Origin of the sequence: Phyllobacterium pellucidum (assembly GCF_013327855.1) — a bacterium.
Lineage (GTDB): Bacteria > Pseudomonadota > Alphaproteobacteria > Rhizobiales > Rhizobiaceae > Phyllobacterium > Phyllobacterium pellucidum.
This window is the reverse complement of sequence record NZ_JABUMX010000004.1, coordinates 183,699-200,047: the sequence shown is the minus strand read 5'-3', so window position 1 is coordinate 200,047 and position 16,349 is coordinate 183,699. Positions and strand designations below refer to the sequence as shown.

Annotated in this window: 17 protein-coding genes; 14 read left to right on the top strand and 3 right to left on the bottom strand. The window is 58.9% G+C overall.

What is annotated here, in order from left to right:
• Nucleotides 1-3: 3 nt before the first annotated feature.
• On the bottom strand, nt 4-792 hold the full coding sequence (locus HQ945_RS17550) for an SDR family oxidoreductase (protein ID WP_113281347.1): 789 nt from the start codon (nt 790-792) through the stop codon (nt 4-6).
• A gap of 242 nt (nt 793-1,034) precedes the next feature.
• Here HQ945_RS17550 and HQ945_RS17545 point away from each other — a divergent pair, with 242 nt between their 5' ends.
• From HQ945_RS17545 to HQ945_RS17525, 5 genes are all read left to right on the top strand, one after another.
• The gene (locus HQ945_RS17545; protein WP_027232227.1) at nt 1,035-2,264 is read left to right on the top strand and encodes an ABC transporter substrate-binding protein; all 1,230 of its coding nucleotides are present in this window, start codon (nt 1,035-1,037) and stop codon (nt 2,262-2,264) included.
• 72 nt (nt 2,265-2,336) lie between these two features.
• Nucleotides 2,337-3,206 (top strand): carbohydrate ABC transporter permease, encoded by an 870-nt coding sequence (locus HQ945_RS17540; protein ID WP_027232226.1) that lies wholly within the window; start codon nt 2,337-2,339, stop codon nt 3,204-3,206.
• The gene (locus HQ945_RS17535; protein ID WP_027232225.1) at nt 3,200-4,027 is read left to right on the top strand and encodes a carbohydrate ABC transporter permease; all 828 of its coding nucleotides are present in this window, start codon (nt 3,200-3,202) and stop codon (nt 4,025-4,027) included. Before HQ945_RS17540 ends, HQ945_RS17535 begins: the two co-directional genes overlap by 7 nt.
• 14 nt (nt 4,028-4,041) lie before the next feature.
• Nucleotides 4,042-4,410 (top strand): RidA family protein, encoded by a 369-nt coding sequence (locus HQ945_RS17530; RefSeq protein ID WP_425500668.1) that lies wholly within the window; start codon nt 4,042-4,044, stop codon nt 4,408-4,410.
• 20 nt (nt 4,411-4,430) lie between these two features.
• Complete coding sequence (locus HQ945_RS17525; RefSeq protein ID WP_113281346.1) at nt 4,431-5,900, top strand: M81 family metallopeptidase; 1,470 nt, start codon at nt 4,431-4,433, stop codon at nt 5,898-5,900.
• A 9-nt stretch (nt 5,901-5,909) separates the two neighbouring features.
• On the opposite strand, the gene HQ945_RS17520 is transcribed toward HQ945_RS17525, so the two are convergent.
• Nucleotides 5,910-6,110 carry a type II toxin-antitoxin system Phd/YefM family antitoxin gene (locus HQ945_RS17520; protein WP_113281345.1) on the bottom strand — a complete coding sequence of 67 codons (201 nt, stop codon included), beginning with the start codon at nt 6,108-6,110 and terminating at the stop codon, nt 5,910-5,912.
• A 190-nt stretch (nt 6,111-6,300) separates the two neighbouring features.
• Between HQ945_RS17520 and HQ945_RS17515 the strand changes: the two genes are divergently transcribed.
• The 9 genes from HQ945_RS17515 (at nt 6,301) to HQ945_RS17475 (ending at nt 15,034) form a co-directional block, all read left to right on the top strand.
• Nucleotides 6,301-7,044 carry a FadR/GntR family transcriptional regulator gene (locus HQ945_RS17515; protein WP_425500667.1) on the top strand — a complete coding sequence of 248 codons (744 nt, stop codon included), beginning with the start codon at nt 6,301-6,303 and terminating at the stop codon, nt 7,042-7,044.
• Complete coding sequence (locus HQ945_RS17510) at nt 7,041-8,228, top strand: PLP-dependent transferase (protein ID WP_113281343.1); 1,188 nt, start codon at nt 7,041-7,043, stop codon at nt 8,226-8,228. Before HQ945_RS17515 ends, HQ945_RS17510 begins: the two co-directional genes overlap by 4 nt.
• A 49-nt stretch (nt 8,229-8,277) precedes the next feature.
• Nucleotides 8,278-9,549: an ABC transporter substrate-binding protein gene (locus tag HQ945_RS17505; RefSeq protein ID WP_174208373.1), complete on the top strand. Its 1,272-nt coding sequence runs from the start codon at nt 8,278-8,280 to the stop codon at nt 9,547-9,549.
• Between the two features lie 115 nt (nt 9,550-9,664).
• Nucleotides 9,665-10,597 carry a carbohydrate ABC transporter permease gene (locus HQ945_RS17500; protein WP_091923380.1) on the top strand — a complete coding sequence of 311 codons (933 nt, stop codon included), beginning with the start codon at nt 9,665-9,667 and terminating at the stop codon, nt 10,595-10,597.
• A complete protein-coding gene (locus HQ945_RS17495; RefSeq protein ID WP_027232217.1) occupies nt 10,597-11,445 on the top strand; it encodes a carbohydrate ABC transporter permease in 849 nt (282 codons plus the stop codon). Before HQ945_RS17500 ends, HQ945_RS17495 begins: the two co-directional genes overlap by 1 nt.
• Before the next feature lie 14 nt (nt 11,446-11,459).
• A complete protein-coding gene (locus HQ945_RS17490; RefSeq protein ID WP_113281342.1) occupies nt 11,460-12,530 on the top strand; it encodes an ABC transporter ATP-binding protein in 1,071 nt (356 codons plus the stop codon).
• A 177-nt stretch (nt 12,531-12,707) separates the two neighbouring features.
• A complete protein-coding gene (locus tag HQ945_RS17485; protein ID WP_027232215.1) occupies nt 12,708-13,478 on the top strand; it encodes an amino acid ABC transporter substrate-binding protein in 771 nt (256 codons plus the stop codon).
• Nucleotides 13,479-13,577: 99 nt separating this feature from the next.
• Complete coding sequence (locus HQ945_RS17480; protein WP_027232214.1) at nt 13,578-14,258, top strand: amino acid ABC transporter permease; 681 nt, start codon at nt 13,578-13,580, stop codon at nt 14,256-14,258.
• Between the two features lie 2 nt (nt 14,259-14,260).
• Nucleotides 14,261-15,034 (top strand): amino acid ABC transporter ATP-binding protein, encoded by a 774-nt coding sequence (locus HQ945_RS17475; RefSeq protein WP_027232213.1) that lies wholly within the window; start codon nt 14,261-14,263, stop codon nt 15,032-15,034.
• A gap of 126 nt (nt 15,035-15,160) precedes the next feature.
• Here the strand turns inward: HQ945_RS17475 and HQ945_RS17470 are convergent, their stop codons facing one another.
• Nucleotides 15,161-16,327, bottom strand: coding sequence for a diphosphate--fructose-6-phosphate 1-phosphotransferase (locus HQ945_RS17470; RefSeq protein ID WP_113281340.1), 1,167 nt, complete (start codon nt 16,325-16,327; stop codon nt 15,161-15,163).
• Nucleotides 16,328-16,349 lie beyond the last annotated feature (22 nt).

Genomic DNA, 16,349 nt, shown 5'->3' with positions numbered 1-16,349 from the left:
CTGCTACTCCCCTGCAAGAACGTCGTTGATAAAACGCAGATTGCCGGCAGTCAGGCCGGCATCGACCGCCAAGGCAGTGCCGGTAATACCCGAGGCAGCCGGCGAGGCGAGGAACACGGCTGCCCTCGCTACCTCTTCAGGCGTCACCATCCGCCCGAGCGGATAATGCGGCAACACCTTGGCCAAAAGGCCCGGCTCCTTCTGCAAGCGGTGGTCCCAGGCGGGCGTACGGACAGAGCCGGGGCAGATGGCATTCGCGCGGATTCCGTAGCGGCCGCGTTCGACGGCGAGCGCCTTTACATAGGAGATCAAACCGGCCTTAGCTGCGGAATAGGCCGGATTGCCGAAGTGGCTGAGACCATTGACCGAGGAAATAAAGACAATGCTGCCGCTGGCTCGTTTGCTCATCGCATCGACGACCGGAGCCGTCACATGATAGGCGCCGTTCAGATTGATCGCTACCTCGCGATCCCAGATCGCGCCATCGAGTTGATCAAGCGTCTCGCCGCGTGTGAAACCCGCATTGTTGATGAGGATATCGGGCGTACCCTTCGCCTTGATAAATTCCCGAATGGCATTCGTCGTTGTTCCAGTTTCGCTCAGATCGAAGGTCAGGCGATGCGCAAGGTCGAGGTCGGCCATCGTATTTGAATGCTGATCCGCCCCTGACACGACGGCGCCTGCGGCGCGGAACGCTGCCACAAGGGCGCGGCCGATGCCGCCCCCCGCTCCGGTAATGAGGACGGTCCGGTTCCTGAGCCCAAGGAAGTCGTCGACACTTGCTGAAGTCATGCACCGGCCTATGAATCTGGACTGATTTGCGATCTGCTCGCTCCGCCTCAGCTAAGAACCGAGCGTGAAAAAAAGCAACACAAAAATCTTGCTTATGCGCAAAAATCCCACTTGCATGAAATTAAATTACATTTGAAGATGACGCCGCCGAAGAGCAAGCTGACGGAACTGTTGGAGCAAAAGTCCGAACAGCGTTGCAACGAGAAAGCGCTGCCGCGTGTAGCTTTAAAAAGGGGTTACCAATGACGATCAGACAAAAAATCTGCCTTCTTGCTGGAGCGAGCCTGATTGCTTTCAGCACCAGTGCACTTGCCGAGACGACGGTGCGCGTTACCATCGCCGAATACAGCAAGGGCACCGGCCCTTACTTCGAAGAGGCTGCAAAGGCATTCGAAGCAGCCAATCCGGACACGAAAATCCAGATCGAAGTCGTTCCGTGGGACAACCTGCAGCAGAAGTTGACCACGGACATTTCCGCGGGCGCAAATGCGGACCTTTCCATCATCGGCACGCGCTGGCTTCTCGACTACGTCAAGGAAGGCATCGTCGCACCGCTCGACGACCACATTACTCCCGACTTCAAGGCCCGCTTCATTGACACGTTCCTGTCGCCATCGGTCATGAACGGCAAGGTCTATGGCCTGCCGATCGCCGCCTCGGCACGCGCGATGTATTACAACAAGGATATCTTCGCCAAGGCGGGTATTGATACACCGCCGGCGACATGGGCCGATTTCAAGACCGACGCGGAAAAGATCAAGAAGCTCGGCGGCGAGACCTATGGTTTTGGCCTGCAGGGCAAGGAAATTGAGACCGATGTCTATTTCTACTACGGCATGTGGTCTAACGGCGGCGAGATCGTCAAGGACGGCAAGTCGGGCCTCGACTCCCAGGCGGCGATCGATACGGCGAAGCTCTACAAGAGCTTTATCGACGAAGGCCTGACGCAGCCTGGCGTCACCTCTTACTCGCGTGAAGACGTGCAGAACCTCTTCAAGCAAGGCAAGGTAGCAACCGTTATCACTGCACCGTTCCTTTCCAACCAGATCAAGACTGAAGCGCCGAACCTTAAATATGGCGTCGCTCCTATCCCGGCAGGGCCAAGCGGCGACAAGGGCACTTATGGCGTGACTGACTCCATCGTCCTCTTTGAAAATTCCAAAAACAAGGAAGCTGCCTGGAAATTCCTCGACTTCATTTTCACCAAGGAGCAGCGCACCAAGTTCGACAAGGTAGAGGGCTTCCTGCCGGTCAATGCCGAAGAAGCAAAAGACCCTTACTTTGCCGACAATGCGGATCTGAAAGTCTTCACCTCGCTTCTGCCGAACGCCCGGTTCGCGCCGGTTATTCCAGGCTGGGAAGACATTGCGCAGACGACCTCTAATGCGATCCAGAAGATCTATCTCGGCCAGGGCGATCCCGAAGCTACGCTCAAAGAGGCTGCTGCTAAGGTCAACGAGACGCTGAAGTAAGTTTGCTCGGGAGGCGGATCAAGCCGCCTCCCGATTTCCCTTCACGCTCAACGCTCGAGGAATTCAAAGCCGATGCAACGGGCTACAGCACCCTATGTCCTGATCTTGCCGAGCTTCATCCTGGCCGCCGCCATCATCCTTTGGCCGCTCAAGGAAATCATTTCGCTGTCACTGCACGATGTGAACCGCTTCGGCATGATCCGCGATTTCATCGGCCTGCAGCATTTCCGCGTTCTGTTCGCCGATCCCGATTTTATCGCAGCGACCTGGCGCACGCTTTTCTGGACAGCATCCGTGGTGGTCGGAACGCTGGTCATATCGGTGCCCATCGCGCTCATTCTCAACGAGGATTTTTACGGCCGCGGTATCGCGCGCATATTGATCATGTTGCCTTGGGCGATCTCTCTGACGATGACTGCTATCGTCTGGCGCTGGGCGCTCAACGGTGAAAGCGGCATGCTTAATTCGGCTTTGCGGGGCCTTGGCCTCATCGACACCAATATCCAGTGGCTGGCGGAAGCTTCGACGGCATTCCCGATGCAGATATTTATCGGCATCCTCGTTTCTATACCTTTCACGGTAACCATATTCCTTGGCGGCCTGTCCTCGGTGCCCGACGATCTCTATGAGGCTGCGGCAACGGAGGGTGCGGGAAGCTGGGATCAGTTTCGCCTGATCACGCTGCCGCTCTTGCGCCCCTTCATCAACATCGCTTTCGTCCTCAACACGATCTATGTGTTCAATTCGTTTCCGATCATCTGGGCGACAACGCAGGGCGGTCCGGCCAATTCGACCGATATCCTTGTTACCTACCTTTACAAGACCGGCTTTCGTGTGGGTAAACTCGGCGAGGCCGCGGCCGTTTCCCTGATCATGTTCGCGATCCTTCTGGTCTTTACGATCATCTATGTCCGGCTGGCGATGCGGGAGGCGAAATCATGAGCGCGAAACTCAAACGCTCCATTCTCTTCTGGATTTTGCTGTCGCCGATCGTCGTCGTGATCCTCTTTCCCTACGCGGTGATGACGATCAGTTCGCTGAAATCCGCCACCGAAGTACTGACGCCCAACTGGTGGCCGAGCGAACTGCACTGGCAGAATTTTCCTGAAATGTGGCGGACCTCCGGCATAGCGCCGGCCCTCGCCAATTCGCTCTACGTTTCGGCGCTGTCAACGGCTTTGACGATCCTTGTCTCGATCCCGGCAGCCTATGCCCTGAGCCGCTACCAGTTTGCCGGGCGCGACGCCTTCCGCCAGTTCCTGCTGGTCTCGCAAATGCTTTCGCCCATCGTGCTGGTCATCGGCCTGTTTCGCCTCGTGGCCGGCGCCGGCATGATCGACAGCCTCAATGTGCTCGTCGTCATCTATACCGCGTTCAACATCGCGTTCTGCGTGTGGATGTTGCAGAGCTATTTTTCGACCATACCGCGCGATCTTGAGGAGGCCGCGTGGATGGAGGGTGCCAGCCGCTGGCGCACGCTTATCAGCGTGTTCCTGCCGCTCGCGGTGCCGGCGATGGTGGTCACGGCGATCTTCACCTTCATCAATGCGTGGAACGAGTTCGTCATCGCACTGACCATGCTGCGGACCGAGGGCAGCTACACTTTGCCGATCCGCGTTTTCTCGCTCGTAGCCGGCCGCTATACTGTCGACTGGCATTATGTCATGGCAGCCGCTTTCGTCGCTTCCGTTCCGGTTGCGGTCCTCTTTGCCTGGCTGCAACGCTATCTGGTGCGGGGCCTCTCGATCGGCGCCGTCAAATAACAGAAAGGATTTTCATGATGACGAAGCATCACTTCGGCACGTCCCACGTTCCGCTTTCACCTGCAGTGCGGGCAGGCGACTTTATTTACATTTCGGGCCAGGTACCGGTCGGAAGCGATGGCACTGTCATCATCGGCGGTATTGAAGCACAGACGAAGCAGGTCATGAACAACGTCCAGTCGGCGCTTGCCCTTGCCGGCGCGGAGCTTTCGGATGTGGTCAAGACCTTCGTCATTCTTGAAGACGCCCGCGAGTTCGCCGCGTTCAACAAGACCTATGCCACCTATTTTCCCAAAGACCCGCCGGCGCGGACGACCATTGAATCGCGCTTGATGATCGACATCAAGATCGAAATCGAGGCGATCGCCTACAAACCGCTCTGACACTGAAATACAGGCCTATCATGCGCATCTTTACCGCGTCGTTCGCGACCGAAACCAACACGTTCTCACCGGTCCCGACAGACCGCGCCAGCTTCGAAATGGCGTTTTACGCGGCACCGGGAGAACATCCTGAAACACCGACGCTTTGCTCTGCGCCCATGGTCGTGCTGCGCAAGCGGGCGCACGAGGAAGGCTTCGAGCTCATCGAGGGCACGGCGACCTGGGCCGAGCCGGGCGGACTCTTGCAGCGCAAGGCCTATGAGGAGTTGCGCGACGAAATCCTCGGCCAGCTCCGCGCGGCGCTGCCTGTTGCTGGTGTTATCCTCGGATTGCACGGAGCCATGGTAGCCCAGGGCTATGACGACTGCGAAGGCGACCTCCTCGAACATGTTCGCGCCATCGTCGGTCCAGACGTGCTGATCGCCTCGGAGTTGGATCCCCACAGCCATCTTACGGCCAAGCGCGTCCATAACGCCGATATTCTCGCGGCCTTTCTTGAGTTTCCGCACACCGATTTCTACGAACGCGGCGAGCACGTGGTCGATCTTGCCTTGCGCGCGCTGAAGGGCGAGATCAAGCCGGTAATTTCGACATTCGATTGCCGGATGATCGGCGTTTACCCGACGAGCCGGGAGCCCATGCGCTCCTATGTCGACCGCATGAAAGCATTGCAGGGCCGTAACGGCATTCTTTCAGTGTCGCTTATCCATGGCTTCATGGCCGGCGATGTGCCGGAGCTTGGCACGCAGGTGATGGTTGTCACCGACAATGATCCCGCTAAAGGTGCGGCACTGGCCGAAAAGCTTGGCATGGAACTTTTTGCCCTGCGCGGAAGGACAGCAATGCCGATGCTCGACACCGAAGCCGGTCTTGACGCAGCGATCGCAGTCGCTGCCAGGAAATCAGGCAAGCCCGTTGTTGTCGCCGACGTCTGGGATAATCCGGGCGGCGGTGTCGCCGGTGACGGCACGCTGATCCTGCGCCGGATCATCGAGCGCGGCATAGACAATGTCGCGGTCGCAACCATCTGGGATCCCATCGCGGTCACCTTCTGCCTTGCGGCGGGGGAGGGCGCGCAGATTCAGCTACGCTTCGGGGGCAAGGCCGGGCCCGATGGCGGTGCGCCGATCGATGCCCGGGTGATGGTCGTGAAGGCAGTCGAGGAGGGATGGCAAAGCTTTGGCAAGAGCCGCGTTACGCTAGGACCCGCCGCCGTTGTCCGCCTCGAAGGCACCGACATCGAGGTTATCCTCAACACCAACCGGACGCAGACGTTTGAGCCCGATATTTTTTCCAATCTCGGCATCGACCCGATGCGCAAGGATATGTTGCTGGTCAAATCGACCAATCACTTTCATGCGGGTTTCGAGCCGGTGGCGGCTGAGATTATCTATATCGACGCCGGCGCGCCTTATCCTTCGAATCCGCGGAAAACCAATTACCGCAAGCTGGCGCGCGAGATTTGGCCGAGGGTGGAAAATCCGTTCTAGGTAAAACGATCAAGTTTGGCGGTTTCTGGGCGCGTGGCGATCGGATAGGTCATCCGCGTCGCCCGGAAATCCTGCAAGAAGCTGACCAAGGCTTGGTATCCTCGAAAGGCGCTCGTATTCCTGGAATGATATTACAACGGCCACTTTGCGCCCTTGACGCAGCAACACGGTTGGCTCTCCCGCGATGGCTTTATCGACGATGGTCGACAGCGTTTCCTTGGCTCATCCAGATCTGACTCGCGCATACCCTCCACCTTTCCGCAACCCACTCACGGGCAATTTCCGGAGCCGCAATCAACACTATTATCGCCATTTCGCAAAAGCGCGAAACAGGGTTTGACTCCCATTGGCTTTCATGTTGAATTGGCACAATGGTCCAACCAATTTAGGCGTTTTCAGCGTGATCAGTCCGATCCTTGCTCCAGTGCACACATCATCGCGCGACGACGCGGTTTTGCACGCGCTGGTCGATTTCGTGACGGGTGAGAGGTTGAAGCCTGGCGATCGCTTGCCGACTGAACGCGTCCTTGCCGAACATTTGAAGGTCAGCCGGACGACCGTGCGGGAGGCGCTGACGCGCTGGCAGGAACTCGGCCTCGTGGAGCGCCGACAGGGGAGCGGCACCTACCTCAAGGCCGCCGTTACCCGCAACATGCTTCACCTGCCGCTGACCCTGCCTTCGGGCAACGACTTCAATAGCCTCATGCACACGCTTGAAATTCGACGCGGCCTAGAGGCGGAGGCCGCCACGCTGTGCGCCGAGCGCGCGAGCGACGCGGATATTGCGCTGATCGAGCAGAAGCTTATCCGCATGGAGAGAGTTTTCCACGAACGCAACGGCATGTCGGCGGAAGAGGACTGGGAGTTTCACCTTGCCGTGTTCCGTACGTCCGGCAATCCCCTGTTCGAGCAGATAATCGCTGCGATGTACGAGATGTTCCACCGCTTCTGGGAGCATCCGCTCGGCGTGCGCGATTTCGGCCATGCGAGCTTCCCCTATCACCGCACGCTTTTCAACGCGATAGCGGCGCGTAATCCCATCGCTGCCCGCGGCGAGGCGCTGAAACTCATTGCGACCGTCGAGGACGACCTCAAGCGCGGCAACGCGAACCTTAAAAAGCAGACCAAGAAGAGCAGAGAATGAGCGACAATCCATATTTTCACGATCAGGAGATAATGGCGCAGGCGGCAACGCTCCTTGCCCATGACGAGCCATTCCCGGGTGGCTCGGTAGTGCCGCCGATCTACCAGACGTCGCTGTTCACCTTCGACAATTATGCGGCAATGGCCGACGCCTTTGCCGGACGCAAGCGCCAGCCCATGTACTCGCGCGGCGACAATCCGACGGTGATGGAATTCGAAAGCAAGATCGCCGCGCTGGAAGGCGCGGAGGCAGCGCGCGCCTTTTCGAGCGGCATGGGCGCCATCAGCGCCATGGTGCTTGCCTTTGTCGGGGCAGGGGATCGGATCGTTGCCGTGCGCAACTGCTATGGCGACGCCTATCGCCTGTTCGAGCGCCTGTTGCCGCATCTCGGAATCAAGGTGGATTATGTCGACGGCTCGGATCCCGATGCGGTCGCTGCCGCGTTGCCCGGGGCCAAATTGCTCTATCTCGAAAGCCCGAGCTCGATGATGTTCGAGTTGCAGGACATCGCCCACTATGCGCGGCTCGCCAAGCAACACGGCGTCGTTACGACCATCGACAATTCCTGGGCGACACCGCTCTTCCAGAAGCCCATCACCCATGGCATCGATCTTGTGATGCATTCGGCATCGAAATATCTCGGCGGCCATAGCGATACGGTTGCCGGCGTCGTTGCCGGATCGCGCGAGATGATCGACCGCATCAACGGCCGTACCTATTCCTATCTCGGCGCGAAACTCTCACCCTTCGAGGCCTGGCTCCTGCTGCGCGGCCTGCGCACCCTGACCCTGCGCCTGCCGCACCACATGAAGAGCGGTCTTACCATCGCTGAGCGGTTAAGGGCGCATGAAAGCGTCGACCGCATCATGCATCCGGCCTATTCCAACCATCCGGGCAAGGCGACCCTCTCCGGCTACTCGGGACTGTTTTCCTTCGAGGTGACTGAAGACATCGATGTTCCGACCTTCGTCGATGCGCTGAAACTCTTCCGCATCGGCGTCAGCTGGGGCGGTCACGAAAGTCTCGTCGTACCGGCGCTGGCCTCGCTGCAGCAGACGCCGGACGCCAATTCGATCGGGCGCTTCGGCGTAAGCCCGCGAACCATCCGCCTGCATGTGGGGCTCGAAAGTGTCGAGGAACTATGGACGGATCTTACCAACGCATTGGCAAAAGCCAAACGCTGAACTTCTGAACTGTCTAAAAAATGGGAGCTAGACAATAATGCAAAAACGAATGGGAACATTTCTGGCGGGCGCCATCGCGGCGCTGTCTATGACGGTATCGGCGGCCTTCGCCGATACAACGATCAAGATGGTGGAAGTGATTTCCAGCCCGCCGCGCACCGAACTTCTGAAGAAGCAGATCGCCGGATTCGAGCAGGCCAATCCGGGCGTGAAAGTGGAGCTCGTATCGCTGCCCTGGGGCCAGGCGTTCGAGAAGTTCCTGACCATGGTCCAGGCTGGCGATACCCCCGATATTGTCGAGATGCCGGAGCGCTGGATGGGCCTTTACGCCAATAATGGCCAGCTTGAGGATCTCGGGCCCTACATGGCCAACTGGAAGGACGCGGCAACGCTGGGCGACCGCGCCAAGCAGTTCGGCTCCGTCGTCGACAACAAACAGTACATGATTCCATACGGCTATTACGTCCGCGCCATGTTCTGGAACAAGAAGCTGTTCGAACAGGCTGGCCTCAAGGAAGCGCCGAAGACCCTTGACGAATTCATGGAAGCCAACAAGAAGATCTCAGCGATCCAGGGCAAGTATGGCTACTGCCTGCGTGGCGGACCCGGCGGTTTCAATGGCGTGCAGATGTTCATGAACATCGCCAATGGCAAGGGTGGCTATTTCAACGCCGACGGTACCGCGACACTCAACGAGCCGGGCGCCGTCAAGGGCCTCGAAATGCTGGCCGATATCTACAAGAGCGGCTACGCGCCGAAGGATAGCGTCAGCTGGGGCTTCAACGAGGTTGTGACAGGTTTCTATTCCGGAACCTGCGCCATGCTCGACCAGGACCCGGACGCTCTGATCGGTATCGCCGAAAAGATGAAGCCTGAAGATTTCGGCGTTGCGCCGCTGCCTACCGGGCCGAATGGCAAGTCCTATCCGACCCTTGGCTATGCCGGCTGGGCGATGTTTGCAAATTCGAAGGTCAAGGACGAGGCCTGGAAGCTCATGGGCACCTTGCTGTCGCCCGAGGACAATATCGAGTTCGCCAAGAATGTCGGGGTCCTGCCGATCCACAATGGCGCGGACAAGGACCCCTATTTCGGTTCAGAAGCCTTCAAAGGCTGGTTTCAGGAATTGAGCGATCCGAAGACCTTCGAATTCGTCACGCCGCCGACGCATCTCGAAAACCTCGGCAATTTCTATGACTCGGTTTCGGTCAAGAATTTCCAGGAAGTTCTGCTCGGCCAGAAGACGGCGAAAGAGGTCGCCGACGAGTGGGCTGCGTTCCTGACCGAACAGCAGCAGGCCTGGATGGCCAAGAACAAGAAATAACGTCACCTGCAACGATGCTCCGGCGCGGACCGTGCCGGAGCATTTCTTTTGGTTCGCCAAGCCGGAAACAAGGCGGCGAATTTGAAACGACATCGAGATGAGGGGTTCGATAGGTATGGTCATGCAATCGACAGCGGCAGGCTTGCCGCAGAAGGGCGGGAGGGCCGGCGAGAAGCGAAGCTTTGCCGACGCCTTCGAACCATGGGCCTATATGAGTCCGGCCCTCGTATTTCTGCTCCTCGTTCTCGTGGTGCCGCTGATCTTCGGCATCAGCTATTCCTTCCGCAAGTTTTCCGCCTTCAAGTCTGAGTTTGTCGGACTCGCGCAATACCAGGCGATGCTGCACGACAAGGTGCTGGGCGAGGCGCTGATCAACACCCTATGGTGGACGGTCGCGAGCCTTTTCTTCCAGTTCTTCCTTGGGCTTGGCCTCGCGCTGCTCCTCGATCGCAATTTCGCCGGCAAGAAGCTGGTCCAGGCCATCGTCTTCCTGCCATGGGCGGTGCCCTCATTTCTTTCGGGTCTAACCTGGGCCTGGCTTTTCAATCCGATCGTCGGGCCTCTGCCACACTGGCTCTATGCGCTCGGTCTCAAGTCAGAGCCGACCAATATCCTCTCCGATCCCGCGACAGCCATGTGGGGGCCGATCATCGCCAATGTCTGGTTCGGCATCCCGTTCTTTGCGATTACCCTGCTGGCGGCGCTGAAGTCTATCCCGTCGGAACTGCATGAAGCCGCCGCGATCGACGGCGCCAATCCATGGCAACGTTTCACCAAAGTGACCTTGCCGTTCCTTGCGCCTACCATCGCCATCACGGTAATGCTGCGGACAATCTGGATCGCCACATTCGCCGACCTCATCTACGTGATGACCGAGGGTGGACCTGCGGGTTCCACCAATACTGTCGCGACCTACATCTATGTCAGCGCATTCAAGACGCTCGACAAGGGCTACGCATCGGCGGTTGCCGTACTCCTCCTCGCGCTCCTCATCCTCTACGCGGTCGTCCTGATCCGTATCCGCAAAGCACTCGTGAGGTATTCCTGATGATCGCCGGACGCTCGCGCAATGCCCGGATCTTCGGGGCCATAGGTCTCTATGGCGCAGTCGGGGCCTATGTCATTTTCGCCTTGTTCCCGCTGTTCTGGACGCTGAAGATTTCGGTGACGCCGCAATCGCTGCTATATTCGGAAGGCATCACGATGTGGCCGTCGACCTCGACGTGGGAAAACTACGTCACCGTGCTGCGTGCCACCGATTTCCCGCGCTACTTCCTCAACAGCGTCATCGTGTCGGTAATAACCGCTGCGCTGGTGACGATCATAGCCTCGGCGGCTGGCTATGCCATGTCGCGCTTCTCATTCCATGGCAAGACAACCGTCGCCGTGACCCTGCTCCTGACCCAGACATTTCCGCTGGTGATGGTCATTCCGCCGATCTACCGCATCATGGGTCAGCTTGGGCTTACCAATAGTCTCACCGGGCTCATCATCATCTACACCGCCTTCAACATCGCCTTTGCTACATTCCTGATGCAGTCGTTCTTCGACGGTATTCCCAAGGACCTAGAGGAAGCCGCGATGATCGACGGCTGCAGCCGCTCACAAGCGCTGCGCAAGGTCATCATTCCGCTTACACTGCCCGGTATGGGCGCAACCCTCGGCTTCGTCTTCACCGCCGCATGGAGCGAACTTCTGTTCGCGCTGATGCTGATCAGCAGCGACAGCCAGAAGACCTTTGCCGTCGGGCTCCTCACCTTCATCGGCAAATTCGCCGTGGACTGGGGGCAGATGATGGCGGCTTCGGTGCTCGCGCTCATTCCGGCCTGCCTGTTCTTCGCCTTCCTGCAACGCTACCTCGTGACCGGTCTGACCGCCGGCGCAGTGAAGGGCTAACCAAGGATAATCCCATGGCTTCTGTCACCATATCGAATGTTCAGAAAAACTACGGCGCCATGAACGTGCTGTCCTCCGTTGATCTCTCGATCGCCGACGGCGAGTTTGTCGTCCTTGTCGGCCCATCGGGCTGCGGCAAGTCCACGCTGTTGCGCATGATTGCGGGGCTGGAAGAAATTTCAGCCGGCGAGATCAAGATCGGCGATCGTGTCGTCAACGATGTCGCGCCCAAGGATCGCGACATCGCCATGGTGTTCCAGTCCTATGCGCTCTATCCGCATATGGACGTAGCTGCGAACATGGGCTTCAGCCTCTTGCTGCGCAAGACGGCCAAGGACCTCGTCATGAGCCGCGTCGGCAGCGCCGCCAAGCGTCTCGGCCTCGACGTGTTCCTCGAGCGGCTTCCGCGTCAGCTTTCCGGCGGTCAGCGCCAGCGCGTCGCCATGGGGCGGGCGATCGTGCGTGATCCCAAGGTCTTCCTCTTCGACGAACCCTTGTCCAACCTCGACGCAAAGTTGCGCGTACATATGCGCACCGAGATCAAGGCGCTGCACCAGCAGTTGAAGACGACGTCCGTCTATGTCACCCACGATCAGGTTGAAGCCATGACCATGGCCGACCGTATTGTTGTGATGCACGATGGCGTGATCCAGCAGGTCGGAACGCCTCTCGAACTCTACGACCATCCGGCGAACCTCTTTGTTGCCGGCTTCATCGGTTCGCCCGGGATGAACTTCCTGCCGGCCGTTGTCACAAACCAGAACGGAACGAGTGCCGCGGAGCTTGCCGATGGTCAGTTCGTGCCGCTCCGGCAGGAACTCAACCTTACCGACGGCGACAGGATTGTCGTTGGCGTACGGCCGGAAAACATCGAGATCGGCGGGGCGGATAATTTGAAGGCCAGGATCGAGGTCATCGAGCCATTGGGCCTCTCGACGCAATTCTATACGAAGATGGCGGATCAGCAGGTTTGCATCTTCGCCATGGGGCGCACCGATCGCGCTCCGGGCGATATCATCGGCCTCGGCGTCAAGCCGGGAAATGTTCACGTCTTCCACGCCAAGTCGGGCATGAGATTGGCCTAAGGCGATCGTCGCCTTTAGTGAAAAAGGGTCTGGAATAATATTTCGCTGTTTCGGCTATTTCTGGTATTGCTTTCGCCGTTTAACAGATTTTGCTGGCTGGGAATGCCTATGCAGCAGCCAAGCAAAGTGACATTTTCCGATCATTCGCCGAAAGGCTAAAACAATGGATGGAAACAAATGAACTGGCTGAAATCGCTCCTCGTCATTGGCGCTCTCGCAATCGTGCCCGCACAGGCCCATGCAGAATCGAATCTGGAAAAGATCAAGGCGGCGGGTGTCCTGAAGATCGGCACCGAAGGTACCTACGCGCCGTTCACCTATCATGACGCGGCCGGCAAGCTCGTCGGCTTCGACGTGGAGATCGGCGAGGCGATCGCCAAGAACCTCGGTGTCAAGCCACAGTTCCTCGAAGGCAAGTGGGATGGCCTCATCGCCGGTCTTGATGCGAACCGCTACGATACTGTCATCAACCAGGTCGGCATCACCGAGGCTCGCAAGCAGAAGTATGATTTCTCCGAGCCCTATATCGCCTCCAAGGCTGTTCTCATCGTCAAGGGCGACAATGCCGATATCAAGACCTTCGCTGATCTGAAGGGCAAGAAATCGGCGCAGTCCCTGTCGAGCAATTTCGGCAAGATCGCGCAGGAAGCGGGCGCCGAGCTCGTTGGTACCGATGGTTTCGACCAGTCGATCCAGCTCGTCCTCAACGGCCGCGCCGATGCAACGATCAATGACAGCCTCTCGTTCCTCGACTTCAAGAAGCACAAGCCGGACGCCAATGTGAAGATCGCCGCCCAGCAGGAAAATGCCGACTTTTCCGGCATCATCATTCGCAAGAACGAGCCGGATCTCCTGGCTGCGATCAACAAGGCGCTCGAGACGATCAAGGCGGATGGTACCTACAAGAAGATTGCCGACAAGTATTTCGGCGAGGACGTCTCCAAGTAACACCCGTTTACGACCGGCGCGATTTGCGCTCTAAGAGGGCAGGGCATTTGTCCCTGCCTTTTTCCTATTAAAATACGGGCTCACCAGGGAGAACCGGATTTGACCCATTGGCTGACACTGATGCTTGAATCGCTGCCCTCGCTGCTCTGGGCAGGATTGGTTTTCACCATTCCCCTGACGCTGCTCTCCTTCGTCCTGGGGCTGGCTGTCGGCCTGATCGCAGCGCTCGTCCGCTTGTTTGCCCCGGCACCCTTTGCAGCGGTCATCAAGTTCTACGTGTGGATCATTCGCGGCACCCCGCTTCTCGTCCAGTTGTTTCTGATCTTCTACGGTCTGCCAAGCGTCGGTATCGTCCTTGATGCGTTCACCGCCGCGTTGATCGGCTTCACGCTCAATATCGGTGCCTACACGTCGGAGATCTTGCGTGCGGTCATTTCCTCCGTGCCCAAGGGGCAATGGGAAGCTGCCTATTCGATCGGCATGAGCTGGGGGCAGGCGATGCGCCGCACGATCCTTCCGCAGGCCGCGCGGGTCGCCGTTCCGCCCCTGTCCAATACCTTCATCTCGCTGGTCAAGGATACCTCGCTTGCCGCCGCAATCACGGTGCCGGAATTGTTCCAGGCAGCGCAGCGCATCGTTGCAACCACCTATGAACCACTGATCCTCTATGTCGAGGCGGCGTTGATCTACCTCGTGATGAGCTCGGTCCTGTCATCGCTGCAGGCGCGGCTGGAGACGCGCCTCAATCGCTATGGCGGCTTCCTGGAGGCGCGCTCATGAGCATGGTCGATCTCAAAAATATCGTGAAGCGTTTCGGCGATCTGACAGTGCTGAATGAGGTCTCGCTCAGCGTTGCCGAAGGCGCGGTCATGGCACTCGTCGGCCCTTCGGGAGGGGGCAAGAGCACGCTGTTGCGCTGCATCAACCTCCTGGAAATTCCGACCTCCGGATCCGTCGATATAGCCGGCGACAGGTTGGAGTTTCGACCGGACCTTCGCGTCAACAGCAAGGACGTTCACAGGCTTCGCCGTCACACCGGCATGGTGTTCCAGAACTTCCAGCTCTTCCCGCACCGGACCGTCATCGAGAACGTCACCGAGGGGCTGACCACCGTGCTGAAATGGCCGAAGGAGCGCGCGCGCGAACGGGCCATGATGCTTCTCGAAAAGGTTGGCCTCGCCCACAAGGCCGAGGTATGGCCCTCGACGCTTTCGGGCGGCCAGCAGCAGCGTGTGGCCATCGCGCGGGCGCTCGCGCCTTCGCCAAAGGTCCTCCTGTGCGACGAGCCGACATCGGCGCTCGACCCCGAACTATCGGGCGAGGTAGTCGACGTGCTGGCGCAACTTGCCCGTGAAGGAACGACGATGGTGATGGCGACGCACGATCTGCGGCTCGCATCGAAAATCGCCAATGAGGTCATTGTTCTCGACGGTGGAGTCATTGTCGAACAAGGGTCTTCGCGCGATATCTTCACGCGTCCGCAACGCGAGCGGACAAAGCGATTCATCGCGACATTGACGCATGAGGAGAGAAACACCCAGGGCGAGGGGATCTGATTTTCCCTACCCGACGCGGCTTCAGATCAATCCAGTGAATCCGCGTCGGCGGGAAGGTTGTGACCTTCCCACTTATCCTGAGGGATGGACGCGGACCGCGTCGCGCAATAGCTGTTCCCCGTAGCTCTAGACAAACGGTTTCGCGAGTTTGAGCCGCCGTGGCAGCAACCGGTCGAAATAGGCCTTGCCGCCGGCAGCAAGACGCGTTCCCTCCGCAGACAGGAAGCCGGGGGGCAAGTGACGCGTCTTTCCCGCGACATTGGCGAGGGGCACCAGGCGGATACGTGTTACGCCGCCTTCTTCCTGCAACGCAACCGAGCCTCCGCCCTGTGCTGCAGCTTCGACCGCAAATGCGCCCGCATCAAAAGCTTCTTGCGCATCGGTCGCGTTGATCATCCCGGCATTGCCGCGCGGCAAATAGCCGAATGTGTCAACCCGGGCGCGTACGCCGGGCAATCCGTCGCGCAAGGCCTGTTCCACCGCCATGCCGAGATCGCCACCGGAGAGGCGAACATTGCCATGTGCGTCAAATTCAAGGCGCTCGCGCGGCACGAGATTTTCTACCACCGAACGGCCGTCCTCGGCGGTAACGCCTTCGGACATGGCAACGATGCAGCGGCCATGACGATCGATGACGGAGCGTACCTCCTCGACGAAACGCTTTGGCGAGAAGGCGAGTTCGGGAACATAGAGGAGATGCGGTCCGCTCTCGTCGTCAAATTGCCATGCGGCTGCTGCTGCGGTCAGAAAGCCGGCGTGCCGGCCCATGACGATGCCGACATAGATGCCCGGCAAGGCGCGGAAATCGAGATCGACGCTGGCGAAAGCCGTGGCGACGAACTCGGCGGCCGAGATGAACCCCGGAGTGTGGTCGTTCTCTTCAAGGTCATTGTCGATCGTCTTCGGCGCGTGAACGAAGGCGATATCGCCGCCTGCCGCGTCATTCAGGATCTGTTGCGTCCCAGCGGTATCGTTGCCACCAATGTAGATGAAAGCCGTGGCGCCTGTCTGTCTCAGACCTTTCAGGACCTTTTCGCAATAGGCTGCGTCCGGCTTGTCGCGCGTGCTCCCTAATGCGGCGCTGGGCGTTGCGCCGAGCAAACGGAGCTGCTCCTCGGGAAGGTCGGAGAGGTCGACGAAATTGCCGTCGCGAATGCCGCGCACGCCATGGAGCGCACCGAGAATGCGGGCGCCCCTATGGCGTTTGCGCGCCTCGATCACCGCTCCAGCCAACGTCTGGTTGATGACGGCGGTAGGGCCGCCGCCTTGCGCAATTACGAATGTCTCGCTCATGTCCGCCCTCCGCTCTTGTCAT